This is a genomic window from Promicromonospora xylanilytica, from assembly GCF_054782895.1.
Genome location: NZ_BAAGRP010000007.1, coordinates 894,607 through 910,575, shown reverse-complemented (window position 1 = coordinate 910,575; position 15,969 = coordinate 894,607). Strand labels below are relative to the sequence as shown.

At 71.0% G+C, this 15,969-nt stretch carries 17 protein-coding genes; 10 read left to right on the top strand and 7 right to left on the bottom strand.

Translation table 11 applies throughout. The features are described from left to right. The first annotated feature begins 21 nt into the window (after positions 1-21). On the top strand, positions 22-675 hold the full coding sequence (locus ACYVK7_RS11875) for a TetR/AcrR family transcriptional regulator (RefSeq protein WP_460887884.1): 654 nt from the start codon (positions 22-24) through the stop codon (positions 673-675). Here the strand turns inward: ACYVK7_RS11875 and yczR are convergent. Beyond that, positions 648-2,258: a MocR-like transcription factor YczR gene (gene yczR, locus ACYVK7_RS11870; protein ID WP_460887883.1), complete on the bottom strand. Its 1,611-nt coding sequence runs from the start codon at positions 2,256-2,258 to the stop codon at positions 648-650. The genes ACYVK7_RS11875 and yczR overlap by 28 nt on opposite strands. 61 nt (positions 2,259-2,319) lie before the next feature. On the opposite strand from yczR, the gene yczE reads away from it, so the two are divergent. Continuing rightward, a complete protein-coding gene (gene yczE, locus ACYVK7_RS11865; RefSeq protein ID WP_460887882.1) occupies positions 2,320-3,024 on the top strand; it encodes a membrane protein YczE in 705 nt (234 codons plus the stop codon). A 47-nt stretch (positions 3,025-3,071) separates the two neighbouring features. After that, positions 3,072-4,085: an aldo/keto reductase family protein gene (locus ACYVK7_RS11860; protein WP_460887881.1), complete on the top strand. Its 1,014-nt coding sequence runs from the start codon at positions 3,072-3,074 to the stop codon at positions 4,083-4,085. 145 nt (positions 4,086-4,230) lie between these two features. On the opposite strand, the gene ACYVK7_RS11855 is transcribed toward ACYVK7_RS11860, so the two are convergent. Then, positions 4,231-4,851, bottom strand: coding sequence for a DUF3043 domain-containing protein (locus ACYVK7_RS11855; RefSeq protein ID WP_460887880.1), 621 nt, complete (start codon positions 4,849-4,851; stop codon positions 4,231-4,233). Between the two features lie 56 nt (positions 4,852-4,907). Here ACYVK7_RS11855 and ACYVK7_RS11850 point away from each other — a divergent pair, with 56 nt between their 5' ends. Next, positions 4,908-6,287, top strand: a complete 1,380-nt coding sequence (locus tag ACYVK7_RS11850) for a M20/M25/M40 family metallo-hydrolase (protein WP_460887879.1) — start codon at positions 4,908-4,910, stop codon at positions 6,285-6,287. Here the strand turns inward: ACYVK7_RS11850 and ACYVK7_RS11845 are convergent. The 3 genes from ACYVK7_RS11845 to nadA all read right to left on the bottom strand — a co-directional run bounded on the left by ACYVK7_RS11845 (position 6,284) and on the right by nadA (position 8,719). Then, complete coding sequence (locus tag ACYVK7_RS11845; RefSeq protein ID WP_460887878.1) at positions 6,284-6,829, bottom strand: acyl-CoA thioesterase; 546 nt, start codon at positions 6,827-6,829, stop codon at positions 6,284-6,286. The genes ACYVK7_RS11850 and ACYVK7_RS11845 overlap by 4 nt on opposite strands. Before the next feature lie 71 nt (positions 6,830-6,900). Next, positions 6,901-7,491 (bottom strand): DJ-1/PfpI family protein, encoded by a 591-nt coding sequence (locus tag ACYVK7_RS11840; RefSeq protein WP_460887877.1) that lies wholly within the window; start codon positions 7,489-7,491, stop codon positions 6,901-6,903. A gap of 13 nt (positions 7,492-7,504) precedes the next feature. Continuing rightward, on the bottom strand, positions 7,505-8,719 hold the full coding sequence (nadA, locus tag ACYVK7_RS11835; RefSeq protein WP_460887935.1) for a quinolinate synthase NadA: 1,215 nt from the start codon (positions 8,717-8,719) through the stop codon (positions 7,505-7,507). 48 nt (positions 8,720-8,767) lie between these two features. Here nadA and ACYVK7_RS11830 point away from each other — a divergent pair, with 48 nt between their 5' ends. Further along, positions 8,768-9,355, top strand: a complete 588-nt coding sequence (locus ACYVK7_RS11830; protein WP_460887876.1) for a hypothetical protein — start codon at positions 8,768-8,770, stop codon at positions 9,353-9,355. 143 nt (positions 9,356-9,498) lie between these two features. Beyond that, positions 9,499-9,852 (top strand): iron-sulfur cluster insertion protein ErpA, encoded by a 354-nt coding sequence (erpA, locus tag ACYVK7_RS11825; protein ID WP_108495706.1) that lies wholly within the window; start codon positions 9,499-9,501, stop codon positions 9,850-9,852. A gap of 128 nt (positions 9,853-9,980) precedes the next feature. On the opposite strand, the gene ACYVK7_RS11820 is transcribed toward erpA, so the two are convergent. Beyond that, entirely contained in the window at positions 9,981-10,226 is a 246-nt protein-coding gene (locus ACYVK7_RS11820) for a sulfurtransferase TusA family protein (protein ID WP_460887875.1), read from the bottom strand. A 58-nt stretch (positions 10,227-10,284) separates the two neighbouring features. Further along, entirely contained in the window at positions 10,285-11,433 is a 1,149-nt protein-coding gene (locus ACYVK7_RS11815) for a cysteine desulfurase family protein (RefSeq protein WP_460887874.1), read from the bottom strand. 401 nt (positions 11,434-11,834) lie between these two features. Between ACYVK7_RS11815 and ctaC the strand changes: the two genes are divergently transcribed. From ctaC to ACYVK7_RS11795, 4 genes are all read left to right on the top strand, one after another. After that, positions 11,835-12,707: an aa3-type cytochrome oxidase subunit II gene (gene ctaC / locus ACYVK7_RS11810; protein ID WP_460887873.1), complete on the top strand. Its 873-nt coding sequence runs from the start codon at positions 11,835-11,837 to the stop codon at positions 12,705-12,707. Further along, positions 12,707-14,521: an aa3-type cytochrome oxidase subunit I gene (gene ctaD / locus ACYVK7_RS11805; RefSeq protein WP_460887872.1), complete on the top strand. Its 1,815-nt coding sequence runs from the start codon at positions 12,707-12,709 to the stop codon at positions 14,519-14,521. The genes ctaC and ctaD overlap by 1 nt, the downstream gene beginning before the upstream one ends. Next, positions 14,518-14,919, top strand: a complete 402-nt coding sequence (locus tag ACYVK7_RS11800) for a cytochrome c oxidase subunit 4 (RefSeq protein ID WP_460887871.1) — start codon at positions 14,518-14,520, stop codon at positions 14,917-14,919. The genes ctaD and ACYVK7_RS11800 overlap by 4 nt, the downstream gene beginning before the upstream one ends. A gap of 230 nt (positions 14,920-15,149) precedes the next feature. After that, positions 15,150-15,959, top strand: a complete 810-nt coding sequence (locus ACYVK7_RS11795) for a hypothetical protein (RefSeq protein WP_460887870.1) — start codon at positions 15,150-15,152, stop codon at positions 15,957-15,959. Positions 15,960-15,969 lie beyond the last annotated feature (10 nt).

Below are 15,969 nucleotides of genomic sequence, written 5' to 3'. Positions count from 1 at the left end.
GTCAACGCCTAGGGTGGACGGATGGAAGACCAGCTGCAGACCGGGGTGGCCGACGGCGGCGAGGAGCGCACGGCGCCGCGCAAGCGGCAGGCCCGCGGCGAGCGGCGGATCGCCGAGATCGTCGCGGCGGCAGCCCGGGTCCTGGCCGCGCAGGGCTACGAGAAGACGACGACCAACGCGATAGCGGCCGAGGCCGGGATCTCACCGGGCTCCCTGTACCAGTACTTCCGGAACAAGGACGAGATCGCCGCGGAGCTCGCGGCCGTCTATGCGGCCGGCCTGCGCGCCGCGCACGACGCGGCGTTCGACCTCGCCGACGTCGCACGACTGACGGCCGAGGAGACCGTCGACCGTGTGATCGACCCGATCCTCGCCTTCAACGTCGCCAACCCCGGCTTCAAGGCGCTGCATGCGCGGCCGGACATGCCACCGGGTCTCCTGGCGGCGACCCGGCCCATCCACGAGGCGCTGCACGGCCGGGTGATCGGGCTGCTGCAGACCAGGTTCCCGGAGCGGTCGCCCGTGGAGCTGCACCTGGCGGGACAGCTGATGATCCAGGTCGTCCAGGCGGCGATGCCCACGATCACCGCTGCGGCCCCCGAGGAGCGGCTGGTGATCGTCACCGAGGTGAAGCGGATGCTGAGCGCCTACGTCCGCGAGCTCGCCCGGCGCTGACCGCCGTCCACCCGCCTCCACGCCCGCACGAGGCGCGGCACGGCGTCCGACAGCTCCGCGGGCGACCGGGTGAAGGTGAGGCGCACCTTGGAGCCGGCCCCGTCGCCGTCGGGCGTGAAGAGAGGTCCCGCGGCCACGAGTGCCCCCTCGGCAGCGGCGGCTGCCGCGAAGGCCTGCGCGACGGGCCGGCCCAGGTCGACCCAGCAGAACAGGCCACCGGCGGGTCGGGGGACCTCCCACGGGAATGCCCCCCGGAGCCGGTCGACGAGCAGGTCGCGACGCTCGCGCAGCATGGCCTGCCGCCCCGTCATGATCTCGCCGCGCCGCCCGAGCAGGTCGGTCACGGCGAGCTGCTCCAGCACCGCCGTCGCGATGTCCATGGACTGCCGCGCCCGCGCGAGCTGCGCGATCATCCGCGGGTGGGCCCGGATCCAGCCGACGCGCAGGCCACCCCAGAACGACTTCGACGCCGAGCCGACCGACACGACGTGCGGGGAGGTCCCGGGCCCGGCGAAGGCCGGCGGCGTCGGGTCGCCGTCCAGACCCAGCTCGACGAGGGTCTCGTCGCCCACGACGGTGACACCGTTCCGGTCGGCGACCTCGCGCACGGCGGCACGGTCGCCCTCGGAGAGCAGGTAGCCCGTCGGGTTCTGGTAGTCGGGCACGAGATAGACGAGCCGCGCCCGGGTGCGGCGCACGGTGGAGGCCAGCAGGTCCACGTCGAGCGGACCGGTCGGGACGCCGATGACGCGGCCACCCGCCTCCCGCATCGCCTCCATGGCATGGAAGTACGTGGGCGACTCGACGACCGCGCGGTCCCCGGGGCGCAGGTGGGCGCGTGCCAGCAGGGAGATCGCCTGCTGAGCGCCCGTGGTCACGAGGATCTCGTCGGCCGTGGTCGGCACCCCGCGCTCGCGGTAGCGCGCGGCCACCGCCTCGCGCAGCGGTGCGAGACCGTACGGTTCGTAGCCGCCGGAGTCGAGGTACGCGGGCAGGCCGTCCAGGGCCCGTGCGAAGGAGTCGTGCAGCTCGGGCGGCGCGGACGGGGTCGCCTGCCACAGGTCCAGGTGCCCGACGGCGGACGGCCGGGCATCACGGAGCCCGGGGTGCTGGAGCGAGTCGTCCGCCACGGGGGCGTCGCCGCCGGCCGGGCGGCGCGGACCGCGCTCGACGCGGCCCTGCGGGAGCGTGGTGACCGTGCCCGACCCCACCCGGCTGACCGCGAACCCCAGGTCCCGCAGCCGGGCGTACGCGCCGGACGTGGTGGTCCGTGAGACGTGCAGCGCGGCCGCGAGCTCGCGCTCGCTGGGCAGCCGGGTGTTGGGCGACAGCGTGCCGGACAGGACGGCGGAGCGTAGTGCGTCGGCGAGCGCGACGTACGCCGGGCCGCCGGCATGCCAGGTACCGAGCAGCCGCGCGGCGGCGGAGGAGGACAGGTGGCGTAGCGCGACCGGCGACGATGCGGGCCGTGACCTGGGCCGGGTCACCGAACCGGGCAGCGGAGCGGGTGTCGTGCTGGGTGTCGTGCTGGATGTCGTCATGGGGCTCGCGCTGGGGATCGCGGCGTGAGGCGCGGCGGACATGGGTCCACTCTCGCGGTATTGGCCATGGAAGACAAGGCCAATGGTCCCGCATCATGGGACCATGACCACCACCAGCGGCCGCCCGGCCGACGACACCGTGCGCCCTGCCCTGCCGCCGACGGGGCAGGCCCCCGTACCCGCGGCGGCGCAGGCCGTGCTGATGAGCCCGGTGCGCCGGGGCGTCCAGCTCGTGCTCGGCCTGCTGGTGTTCGGCGCGTCCATGGCGATGATGCTGCACGCCAACCAGGGAGCCATGCCGTGGTCGGTGCTGGACCAGGGGATCGTGGGCCGGACCGGCCTGGCCTACGGCTGGGTGGTGCTCGGGATCAGCTTCCTCGTGATGCTCGCCTGGATCCCGCTCCGGCAGCGGCCGGGCATCGGGACGATCGCCAACATCATCCTGCTCAGCCTGGTGATCGACCCGGCCCTCTGGCTCCTCGAGACGCTGCTGCCCGACCCGGCGCTGGCGCCCTCGATCGGGCTCGCCCTGGGCGGGATCGTCCTCAACGGGCTGGGGACCGCCGCCTACGTGGGTGCCCGGCTCGGGCCGGGGCCGCGTGACGGGCTGATGACCGGTGCGGTGCGGCTGACCGGGTGGCCCGTCTGGCTGATCAAGACGGTGATCGAGGTCACGGTCGTGGTGATCGGCGTGCTGCTGGGCGGGACGTTCGGCTGGGCGACGGTCGCGTTCGCGCTCGGCGTCGGCCCGGTGGTGCAGCTGGGCGTGCGCTGGTTCGCGCCGTCCGGTCTGGTGGCCCGCCGCTGAGCCGGTCAGGTGCCGATTCGATTCGATGTTCGTCGTAGGGTGACGGCATGGTCAACTATCGGTACCTCGGTAACAGTGGTCTCAAGATCTCGGAGATCACGTACGGCAACTGGCTCACCCACGCCTCGCAGGTGGAGAACGACGTCGCCACGGCGTGCGTCCGCGCCGCCCTCGACGCGGGCATCACCACCTTCGACACCGCTGACGCGTACGCCAACACGGCCGCGGAGCAGGTGCTCGGCGACGCGCTGAAGGGCGAGCGCCGGGAGTCCCTCGAGATCTTCACGAAGGTGTACTGGCCCACCGGCCCCAAGGGCCCCAACGACACCGGCCTGTCGCGCAAGCACGTCATGGAGTCGATCAACGGCTCCCTGACGCGTCTCGGCACCGACTACGTGGACCTCTACCAGGCGCACCGGTACGACGTGGAGACCCCGCTGGAGGAGACGATGCAGGCGTTCGCCGACATCGTCCGGCAGGGCAAGGCCCTCTACATCGGGGTCTCCGAGTGGACCGCCGAGCAGATCCGCGCGGGTGCCGCCCTGGCGAAGCAGCTCGGCTTCCAGCTCATCTCCTCGCAGCCCCAGTACTCGATGCTCTGGCGGGTCATCGAGGACGAGGTGGTGCCCGCCTCGAAGGAGGTGGGTGTCTCGCAGATCGTGTGGTCGCCCATGGCGCAGGGGGTGCTGTCCGGCAAGTACCTGCCGGGCCAGCCCGCACCGGCCGGCTCGCGGGCCACGGACGAGAAGGGCGGCGCACAGACGATCAGCCGGTTCATGGACGACGAGACGCTGGCCGCCGTGCAGAACCTCAAGCCGGTGGCCGCCGAGCTGGACCTCTCCATGGCGCAGCTCGCCGTCGCGTGGGTGCTGCAGAACGACAACGTCGCCGCGGCACTCGTGGGTGCTTCACGCCCCGAGCAGGTGGCGGAGAACGTGAAGGCGTCGGGTGTGACCATCCCCGCCGAGCTGATGAAGCGGATCGACGACGCCCTGGCCGGCGTGGTCGTTCGCGACTCCGCCAGGACTCTCGAGGGCATGCCGAAGACCCGCCCGGTCTGACCCGGCGAGGTAGTCACCCGGCGAGGTAGTCAGGTGGCCAGGTAGTCAGGTGGCCAGGTAGACATGTAGCGAGGTAGTCACCCGGTTCGTGCTGGGTGACTACCTCGCTGCATGTCTACCTCGCCGGAGCTCGAGCTCGGCGGGGTCACTCCGGGTAGTTGCCGCGCTTCTTGCTCATCGGCTTGGGCAGCCGGGACCGGCGCAGCTGGTAGGCGCGCGTGATCGTGTACATGAGCAGGCCGCGCTGGACCTCGCCGAACTTCGCGGTCAGGCGCTTCTTCAGCGACCGCCACAGGAGCCACGCGTCGATGATCGTCAGGAACAGGAACCCGTACAGGCCGAGCATCACGAAGATGCTGAGCTCCGGGTACTGCGAGGTGAAGAACGTCGCGAACAGGAAGATGAACGCGACCGGCAGGAAGAACTCGCCGAGGTTCCAGCGCGCGTCCACGAAGTCGCGCACGTACCGGCGCACCGGGCCCTTGTCCTTGGCCGGCATGTACTTCTCGTCGCCGGTCTGCATCGCCTGGTAGGCGCGCTCGCGGTCGATGCGCGACTTCTCGCGCTGAGCCTTCCGCGCCGCCTTGCGGTCGTCCGGGACCAGGGGTCGCTTGTTGGCGGCCTGCGCGACGTTGCGCTTGGGTGTCGGGCGCCCCTTCTTGGGGGCGCCGTCCGGCGTCGTCTCGGACGCGGGCGTCACCTCGTCGGGTGAGTCGCCCACGGGGGTCACGCCGTCGGGGGTCGGAGTCTTGCTGCGGGAGAACACCTCCCCAGCCTACTGGCTCGCGGCGGTGCACCGCCGCGAGCCGTTAACGTGGGGCGGTGACCTCTGATACAACCGCGGCTCTCCGGGCCCGCGTCGCCGAGCTGTTCCCCGCCCTGCAGGCCGACCTCGAGGCGCTGGTGCGCATCCCGAGCGTCTCGGCCGCAGCGTTCGACCAGGCGCACGTCGCCGCCAGCGCGGCCGCAACGGAGCAGCTCCTGCGTGACGCCGGCCTGCCCGACGTCCAGATCCTGTCCGCACCGCGCCCTGACGGCACGCCGGGCGCGCCAGCCGTCGTCGCTCGCCGCCCCGCACCTGAGGGCGCGCCGACCGTCCTGCTCTACGCGCACCACGACGTGCAGCCGCCGGGCGACGCTGCCACGTGGGAGTCCGACCCGTTCGAGCCGACCCAGGTGGGCGAGCGGCTCTTCGGCCGGGGAGCGGCTGACGACAAGGCGGGCATCGTCGCCCACCTGGGCGCGCTGCGTGCGCTCGGGCTGCCGGACGGAGCGGACCTGCCGGTCGGCGTCACGGTGTTCCTCGAGGGTGAGGAGGAGTCGGGGTCGCCGTCGTTCCGTGCCTTCCTGGAGGCGCACCGCGACCTGCTCGCCGCCGACGTCATCGTGGTGGCCGATTCCGGCAACTGGAAGATCGGCGTCCCCGCACTGACCACGTCGCTGCGTGGCCTGGTCGACGGCGAGGTCGAGCTGCGGGTCCTCGACCATGCGGTGCACTCGGGCATGTTCGGTGGCGCTGTGCTGGACGCGGTGACCCTGATGTCGCGGCTCGTCGCCACGTTCCACGACGAGGCGGGCGACGTCGCGATCGACGGCCTGGTCGTCGCACCGGAGCCGGAGGTCGACTACGAGGAGGCCGATCTCCGGGCCGACTCGTCGCTGCTCGACGGCGCCGCGCTCGTGGGGACCGGCAGCGTCGCCGGCCGGCTGTGGGCCAAGCCCGCGCTGTCCGTGATCGGCATGGACGTCACGTCGGTGGCCGCGGCCTCGAACACGCTCGCACCGAGCTGCAGCGCGAAGATCTCGCTGCGGCTGGCGCCCGGCCAGGACCCGGTGGCGGCCGACGAGGCGCTCGCCGCGCACGTCGCGAAGCACGCGCCGTTCGGCGCGCAGGTGACCTGGCGCTGCGGCGAGCAGGGCAAGCCGTTCCTCGCACCGGGCGACTCGGCGGCGATGCGCGCGGCGCGCGCCGCGTTCACGGAGGCGTGGGGCACGGCTCCCGTCGACGTCGGGATGGGCGGGTCCATCCCGTTCATCGCCGACCTGCTCGAGGTCTTCCCGGAGGCCGCGATCCTCGTGACCGGCGTCGAGGACCCGGACTCGCGGGCGCACGGCGCGAACGAGTCGGTGCACCTCGGCGAGCTCCAGAAGGTCGTCCTGGCCGAGGCGCTGCTGCTGACGAAGGTCGGCGAGGGCCTCTAGCGCGTGGCGGAGGGCTCGCGCGGCGCGACGTCGATCGCGCGAGCCCACGCCGCGACGTCCGCGGGGAGCTCGGGGGAGGGCAGGTCCTCGCCCGTCGCGTCCCGGACCACGTCGAACGCGGAGATCCGGTTGCCCTTGCGGTCCAGGAACCGGCTGGCCACGATGCCGCGGGCGCACAGCTTGCCGGCGCGAGTGAACACCTGCTCCAGGTAGAAGACGCGCTCGTCCCAGCCGAGGATCCGGGTGGTGATCTCGAAGCGGTCGAACGGCTGCAGGGACCGGCGGTACTTCATGGTCGACGCCGCGACCACAGGGGCCCAGCCCTTCTCGCGGGCGATCGGGAACATGCCGAGGTCGGCGATCTGGTTGTTCCGGGCGACGTCCATCATCTGCAGGTACGTGCCGTTGTTGACGTGCAGGTACGAGTCGAGGTCCAGGGGGCCGACGCGCATCCGGGTCACCGACGGGTCGAGCAGGTGCTGTCCGGGGCGGGCCTTGCGCGGGAAGAGTCCGGTCCAGGTGAGCTGGAGCATGCGAGCCATACGTCGCAGGCTATACCGAGAACCGGCAGTATCAGATACTTCGGTCCCTGCCCCGACGGCCCCGCGGCGGGTCAGTTCGCGGGGTGCTGGATCTCGCGCCGCAGCGCACGGGCCACCGCCGCGCTCTCGAGCCGTTCGACGAGGTGCAGTGCCATGTCGATCCCCGACGAGACGCCGGCGGACGTGACCACGTCGCCGTCGTCCACGTAGCGCGCCTCGGTGTCCACGAGGATGCTCGGGTCCAGGCCGGTGAGCTCGTCGTAGTGCGCGTGGTGCGTGGTGGCCGGTCGCCCTGCCAGCAGACCGGCGGCCGCGAACGGCAGGGCACCCGTGCAGACGCTGGCCATGATCGGCGTCTGCTTGCGGATCAGGCGCAGCCACTCGAGGTGCCCGGGCTGGGCGAGGAGCGGGCGGGTGCCGAGCCCGCCGGGATAGACGAGCAGGTGCAGCGGCCCGACGTCGTCCGCGCCGTGCGCCGGCAGGATCCGTAGACCCTTCGCGAGGCGCACCCCGGAGCCGTCCCAGGAGAACGTGCTCACCGACGGCCGCAGCTGCGAGTGGGAGCCCCACTCGGCGAACACCTCGAAGGGCCCGACCACGTCGAGCTCCTCGGCTCCGTCGAAGACGAAGATCCCGATGCGCAGCCCGCCGTTGCCGGTCATGTGCTCAGCCCGGTCAGATTCCTGGGAGGGCCAGCATCTGGTCGAGCGCCACGCGGGCCCAGTGGGCGTCGTCGGCGTCCACGACGATCTGGTTCACCATGCGCCCCTCGACGAGCGACTCCATGGCCCACACGAGGTGCGGCAGGTCGATGCGGTTCATGGTGGAGCAGAAGCACACCGTCGAGTCGAGGTAGTGCACGTTCTTGTCCGGGTGCGCCTTGGCGACCCGGCGCACCAGGTTCAGCTCGGTGCCGATCGCCCACGAGGACCCCGGCTCGGCCGCGTCGAGCTGCTTGATGATGTACTCGGTGGAGCCCACGAAGTCGGCCGCCGTGACGACCTCGTTCTTGCACTCGGGGTGCACCATCACGTTGACGCCCGGCACCGCCGCGCGGATGTCGTCCACGTTCTGCACCGAGAAGCGGCCGTGCACCGAGCAGTGGCCGCGCCACAGGATCATCCGGGCGTCCCGCAGCTCCTGGTCGGTGAGCCCGCCGTTCGGCTTGCGCGGGTCGAAGATCACGCAGTCGTCCAGGGACATCGCCAGCTGGAGGACGGCGGTGTTGCGTCCCAGGTGCTGGTCGGGGAGGAACAGCACCTTGCCGGTGCCGTCGACGCCGCCCACCTGGTCGAACGCCCAGCGCAGCGCGACCTCGGCGTTGGAGGAGGTGCACACCGTGCCGCCGTGGCGCCCGGTGAACGCCTTGATGGCGGCGGACGAGTTCATGTAGGTGACGGGGATCGTCGAGTCCGCGATGCCGACGTCCTGCAGCACAGCCCAGGCCTCCTCGACCTGGCCGATCGCCGCCATGTCTGCCATGGAGCAGCCGGCCGCGAGGTCGGGCAGGACCACCTGCTGCTGGTCCGAGGTGAGGATGTCCGCGCTCTCGGCCATGAAGTGCACCCCGCAGAACAGGATGAACTCGGCCTCGGGGCGGGCGGCGGCCTCGCGTGCGAGCTTGAAGGAGTCGCCCGTGACATCGGCGAAGTCGATGACCTCGTCCCGCTGGTAGTGGTGCCCCAGCACGAACGCCCGGCTGCCGAGGGCGGCCCGCGAGGCACGGGCCCGTTCGACGAGGTTCGGGTCGCTCGGTGCTGGTAGCTCGCCCACGCACTCCACACCGCGCTCGGAGGCCAGGTCACGGCCCTGGCCGAGCAGAAGCAGCGGCGACGGGGCGGGTTCGGAGAAACCGGAGTGTTCAGCCAGCAGGGTGCTCACGGTCACCATCATGACACGCGGTGGTGACACGAAGTCAGGACGTGCCACGATGCCGGGGTGCACGTGCTGCTGCTTGCCGAGACCCTGCCCGACGCCGAGCGACTCGCCTCGGCGTGGCGCGACGCCGCGCCCCACACCGACACCGAGGCCCGCGCGGTGCGCGTACCCGGCTCCCTCGGCGCGACCGCGGGAGCCCTGAGCCAGGGTCCGGCGCTCGGCAGCGTGCCGGGGCACGGCCCGAGCGGGGGAGGCGTGCTGCTGGCCGGGCCGGCGATCCCCGTCGGACGGCCCGACGCCGTCGGCCCGCAGGACGTCGGCCCCGCCCACCCGGGCCCGAGCGCGCCGGGCCCGTCGCCGTCGGCGCTGCCGCGGGCGGAGGGAGCCGCGCTCGCCGAGGCCGCCGCGGACGCCGACGTCGTCGTGGCGTACGTCACGCGGCTCGACGGCGAGGCGCTGCACCGGGGCGTCGTCGTCGAGGCCGCCGCGGCGGCGGCGGCGCACGCCGTCCCCGTGGTCGTGGTCACCGAGCGCAGCGAGGTGACCAGGCGCGAGTGGTCGACGGCGGGCCTCAGCGGGGTGCACGAGGTGGCCGACGGCGACGTCGCCCGCGTGGCGAGGACCTGGACGCCCGGCTGGGCGCGCTGAGATCCGGACGGGTGCTCGGCCTGGACGGCCCGTGGGCGTACGATCGTCAGAACAGACCGGCGACGGGAACAGACGGACGGCCCGACGGGTTGGCACCGCTGAGACATCGACTACCGGTATGTCGAACACGATCGGGAGATGACATGACCGACACGACCACGGACATCGGGACCCACGGCGTCAACGTCACCGACGTCGCCGCGGGCAAGGTCCGTAGCCTGCTCGAGCAGGAGGGCCGGGACGACCTGCGCCTTCGCGTCGCGGTGCAGCCGGGTGGCTGTTCCGGACTGATCTACCAGCTCTACTTCGACGAGCGTGTGCTCGACGGGGACGCGCTGCGTGACTACGACGGCGTCGAGGTCGTCGTGGACAAGATGAGCGTGCCGTATCTCGAGGGCGCCACGATCGACTTCAAGGACACCATCGAGCAGCAGGGCTTCACGATCGACAACCCGAACGCGGGCAGCGCGTGCGCCTGCGGGGGCTCGTTCTCCTGATCGAAGCTTGCTGCGCCGACCATGGCGTTGCACGACGGCGGGCCGGTCACCTTCGCGGTGACCGGCCCGTTCTCCTGCGCCGTGTGCCCGGCTCGGTGCAGACGCCCCGCTCGGTGCAGGCGCACCGCTCAGTGCAGGCGCACCGTGACGGCCCAGCCGTCGGCACCGTCGCCTGACCCTGCCGGGTGCTCGACGGTCGCGACGTGCTCGTGGCCGCGCATGCGGCACCACGCGGGCACGTCGAGCCTCGCGGCGGGATCGGTCGACAGCACGGTCAGCTCGGTGCCGGAAGGTAGGCCCTTCGCGGCCGCCGCGAGCCGGATCACGGGCAGGGGACAGCGCAGCCCTCGCGCGTCCACCAAGGTGTCTGGCACACCAGCCACCCTAGTCACCGGGCCGGAGCCACGGGGCGGAGCCACCGGGCCGGCCGTCTCAGAGACCACCGACGCCCAGCATCTCCCGGACCCGGGCCACCGCGTCCGGCAGCACCGCGCAGAAGCGGTCGACGTCGTCGGCGGTGGTGCCGCGGTCCAGCGCGATGCGTACGTTGCCGTGCGTGAGCACGCCCATGGCCGCGAGCACGTGCGACGGCTCCAGGGTGCTCGCCGTGCACGCGGAGCCCGAACCGACGGCGAACCCGTGCCGGTCCAGCTCCGTCACGAGCGCCTCGCCGTCCACGTAGAGGAAGGAGAACGTGGCGACGTGGGGCAGCCGGGCATCAGGGTCGCCCACCACCTCGACGTCGGGGATGCGTGACGCCTGGGCGCGCACGTGGTCGACCAGCTCCCGTCGCCGGGCCTCCTGGGCGACCCGGTCGGCCTCGACCGCCTGCAGCGCCACAGCCGCGGCGAACGCGAGGGGCACGCTGACGCCGCCCGGGGCCCACGGGTTCTCGTCCTCGGGCCCGACCGGTGCGGTGCGGGCCCGGTGCCGGACCGCGAGCACACCGACTCCGGCGGGCCCGCCCCAGTCGGCGGGGTCGGCGGCCAGGAGGTCCCAGCTCCCGGGCACGGCCACGTGCCCGATGCTCGCACCGGCGTCGACCAGCAGGGGGACACCGGCCCCGCGGGCCGCCTCGTGCACGGCCTCGACCGGCTGGATCGTGCCGACCTCTCCGTTCGCGTGCTGCAGCGCGGCCAGTGCCGCGCCGGGCACGCGGAGGGCGGCGATCATCGCCTCGTCGTCGACCCGGCCGTGGCGATCGACGACGACGGAGGTCTGCTGGCCCGCCGCGCGGGCGGCGTGGAGCAGGGCCGAGCGCTCGACGGCACTGGTGACGATCCCGGTGCCGGCACGCCGTCGGGCGGCGGCCGCCGCGGCAACCGCGGCGTGGAGCGACGCCGTGTGGCCAGGGGTGAAGTGGACCTCCTCGGTCCGTGCGCCGAGCACGGCCGCGACCGCCTCCCTGGCACCGTCCAGCAGGCGGGCGGCGCGCCGGCCCTCCGCATGCAGCCGTCGGGGGTCAGCCCAGCCGTCGGCGAGGGCCTGCTCGAACGCCTGCCGGGCGAGGGGGTGCCACGGGGCACGGCCGCCGTTGTCGAGGTGCACCCGGTCGGGGGCGTCCGGGGTGGCGTGGCTCACACGTCCTCCTGCTCCTGTTCGTCGCGGCTCGGGATCACCGGCCTGCCGCGCGTCGCCGGCTCCGTCGGTCCCGGTGACGCGGTACCGACGGTGGTTACGGCATCCTGCTGCCGTCTTTCGCCTGATCCTCGCACCGGTACCGGCCGGTACGCGGCCCGGATCGTTATGACACCTCCATGGTCCGTGTCTGAACAGCGTCGATAGGCGACCCGGATGCGGAGAGGATCACGTCCGGGAGGCCCCGCTCAGGGCATCATCCGGCTCCGGAGCGCGCTAGGCTGCACCCATCGAGGACGAAGGTTCTGCGTGGAGCTCGGGAGGAAACCGGTGCGACGCGCCGGACGAGACGTGAAAGGCCTCCCTTGCACTCGCAGCCACCTACCCGCACCCGGCGGGCCATCATGCGCGCGTCGGCTCTTGCCGTCGGCGTCGCACTCCTGGCCACCGGCTGTGCCAGTGATTCCGTCAAGCGCGGATACCTGCCCGGCTACACCGACGGGGAGGTGACGAACCAGACTGCGCGCATCACCGACCTCTGGGTGGGCTCGTGGATCGCTGCCCTTGCCGTGGGCATCCTGACCTGGGGCCTGATGCTCTGGTGCATCGCGGCGTACCGGAAGCGGAAGGACGACCACCAGCTCCCGGTACAGACGCGCTACCACCTGCCGCTCGAGCTCATGTACACGGCCGTGCCGATCATCATGGTGCTCGTGCTGTTCTGGTACACCGACCGCGACGTGACGGAGATCACGACCGTCGACGGCACCGCGACCGAGCACATCCAGGTCATCGGCAAGCAGTGGAGCTGGGACTTCAACTACCTCGACGCCGACGTCTACGACTCCGGTGAGCACGAGGCCAACGTCGGTGAGCTCACCAAGGAGGACGAGGTCGACGGCGCGCCCGGTACCTCGCAGTCCTTCCCGACGCTCTACCTGCCGGTGAACGAGACCGTCGAGTTCACGCTGGACTCGCGTGACGTCATCCACTCGTTCTGGATCCCCGCGTTCCTGTACAAGCAAGACATGATCCCGGGCCGGACCAACACGTTCCAGGTCACGCCGACCCGTGAGGGCACGTACGCCGGCAAGTGCGCCGAGCTCTGCGGTGAGTTCCACTCCGGCATGCTCTTCAACGTGAAGGTCGTGTCCGCCGACGAGTACGAAGCCCACATGGCGGACCTGGCAGCGAAGGGGCAGACCGGCGAGCTCGGGATGGACCTCTCCCGCACACAAGGCCCGGTCGACGCCGAGGAAGAGGAGGCTGGGCACTGATGGCCGCAGCGACCACGACCGAGCTGATCCCGGGCCTGGCGCCCGGGCGCCAGACGCTCGGCCGGACCGTCATCAAGTGGATCACGTCCACTGACCACAAGACGATCGGGTACCTGTACCTGATCACGTCGTTCATCTTCTTCTGCATCGGTGGCCTGATGGCCCTGCTGATCCGGGCCGAGCTGTTCGAGCCGGGCATCCAGCTGGTGCAGAGCAAGGAGCAGTACAACCAGCTGTTCACGATGCACGGCACCGTGATGCTGCTGCTGTTCGCGACCCCGCTGTTCGCCGGCTTCGCGAACGTGATCATGCCGCTGCAGATCGGTGCGCCCGACGTCGCGTTCCCGCGGCTGAACATGTTCGCCTACTGGCTGTTCCTGTTCGGCGGTCTGATCACCACGGCAGGGTTCCTCACGCCGCAGGGCGCCGCGTCGTTCGGCTGGTTCGCGTACGCGCCCTTGTCGACCACCACCTACAGTCCGGGGCTAGGTGGAGACCTCTGGGTGTTCGGCCTGGCGATGGCGGGCTTCGGCACCATCCTCGGTGCGGTCAACTTCATCACCACGATCATCACGATGCGTGCCCCGGGCATGACGATGTTCCGGATGCCGATCTTCACCTGGAACACGCTGGTCACCAGCCTGCTGGTCCTGATGGCGTTCCCGCCCCTGGCCGCCGCGCTGTTCGCGTTGGGTGCCGACCGGCGCCTGGACGCGCAGATCTTCAACCCGGAGAACGGTGGCGCCATCCTGTGGCAGCACCTGTTCTGGTTCTTCGGCCACCCCGAGGTGTACATCATCGCGCTGCCGTTCTTCGGCATCGTCACCGAGATCCTGCCGGTGTTCAGCCGCAAGCCGATCTTCGGCTACACGGGTCTCGTCTACGCGACGATCGCCATCGCGGCCCTGTCGGTGACCGTGTGGGCCCACCACATGTACGTCACCGGTGCGGTCATGCTGCCGTTCTTCGCGTTCATGACGATGTTGATCGCGGTGCCTACCGGTGTGAAGTTCTTCAACTGGATCGGCACGATGTGGCGCGGCAAGCTCACGTTCGAGACACCCATGCTGTGGTCCATCGGGTTCCTCGTGACGTTCCTCTTCGGTGGTCTGACGGGCATCATCCTGTCGAGCCCCGCCCTGGACTTCCAGTTGTCGGACTCCTACTTCGTGGTGGCGCACTTCCACTACGTCGTGTTCGGCACGGTCGTGTTCGCGATGTTCGCCGGCTTCTACTTCTGGTGGCCCAAGTTCACCGGCCGGATGCTGAGCGAGCGCCTGGGCAAGTGGCACTTCTGGCTGCTGTTCGTCGGCTTCCACACCACGTTCCTCATCCAGCACTGGCTGGGCGTCGAGGGCATGCCGCGCCGGTACGCGGACTACATGCCGCAGGAGGGCTTCACCTGGGAGAACCAGGTCTCCACGATCGGCGCGTTCATCCTCGCCGCGTCCACGCTGCCGTTCCTGTGGAACGTGTACATCACGTGGCGCAAGGCGCCGATGGTCACGGTCGACGACCCGTGGGGCTACGGCCGCTCCCTGGAATGGGCCACGTCCTGCCCGCCGCCGCGCCACAACTTCACGTCGCTCCCGCGCATCCGCTCCGAGTCGCCCGCCTTCGACCTGCACCACCCGGAGGTCGTCGCCATGGAGCACCCCGAGTACAACCGGGGCGTGCTCGACAACGTCTACGGCGAGGCGGACCGCCGAGGCCAGGACACGCAGGCGCAGCAGCGTGCCGCGGACGGCGGCGGCTCACCGGAGCAGAGCAGCACGACGGTCGTTGACACGCCGGACGAGGGGACCAGCAAGTGAAGATCGAGGCACGACTGTTCCTCTGGGGGACACCCTTCTTCGTCCTGGCCGGCGTCGTCTACGGGTTCATGACGAACTGGGAAGAGCCGGTGGGCTACCTGGGCATGCCGCTCGTCGGTGGCCTCGTGGCGATGATCGGTGCCTACCTGGCCCTCACGGCCCGGCGCATCGACGCACGCCCCGAGGACGACCCGAACGGCAACATCGAGGACGCGGCAGGCGACCAGGGCGTGTACGCGCCCTGGAGCTGGTGGCCGCTGGCGATCGCTAGTGCTACCGCGATCTGCTTCCTCGGCCTCGCCGTGGGCTGGTGGGTCTTCTACATCGGCTTCTGCGTCGCGGCGATCGCGCTCGTGGGCTGGGTGTTCGAGTACTCGCGAGGGATCCACTCGCACTGACGGCTCGTACTGGCCGACCACCAAAGCCGGTCGGAGCGCCCCAGGGCACTCCGACCGGCTTTCGTGTGCTCCGGACCAGAGACTTCACCCGCTACTTCACCCTCTTCCGCGACCCGCGCGCGTCGCTCGGCTGATTGGATCGAAGGTCGCCCACCGGACACGGGTGCGCCCAGGGCATCCACGGTGGCGAAAACCAAGAGAGGTATGGCGTGCGAGTTACTCAGAGGATCGTGTCGCTGGCGGCTGCCGGTGTGCTGACGTTCGGCCTGGCGGGTTGTGGTGCGGCCGCCGAGGACACTGCGTCCGACACCGCACCGGACACCGCGTCGAGCGCGGCTTCCGACGCCGCGGAGCCGGCACAGGACGAGATCACGCAGGCGACGTTCGTGGAGCGTGTCGGCGCTGCACAGGAGACTGCGACCAGCATGCACATCGAGTCGTCCTACAGCGGCGCGCTGGCCGAGGCCGGGGGGATGGCCGGTGGGACCATCCCGATGGACGTCGACGCCAGCGACCCGGAGTCGCCCCGGATGTCGATGTCCATGGACATCGAGGGCATGGAGCTCTCGATGATCCTCGTGGACAAGACCTACTACATCTCGATGGGCGAGCTCAGCCAGGGCAAGTACATCAAGGCCACCGAGGAAGAACTGATGAGCGACCCCTCGATGGGCTCGTTCCAGTCGATGTCCGAGGCGCCCGACCCGAAGGCGCAGCTCGAGGGTTTCCAGGACGCCATCGTGTCGTTCGAGGCGAGCGGGACGGACACCGTCGACGGGACGGAGGTCGACCTGTACACCCTGGTCCTCGACCCCGCCAAGGTGACCGGTCCCCAGGTCGAGCAGCTCGACCCGGAGATGCTCGACGCGATGGGTGAGATGACCGTGGTCTATGCGCTGGACGAGAGCGACCGTCCGGCTCGGGTCGAGGTCACGATGTCCATCGACGGGCAGGAGCTCGTCTCCACGTCCGAGTTCAGCCGGTGGGGCGAGGACCTCGGGATCGAGGCGCCTCCGGCGGACCAGATCGTCGAGCAGTGACCGGTCCGCA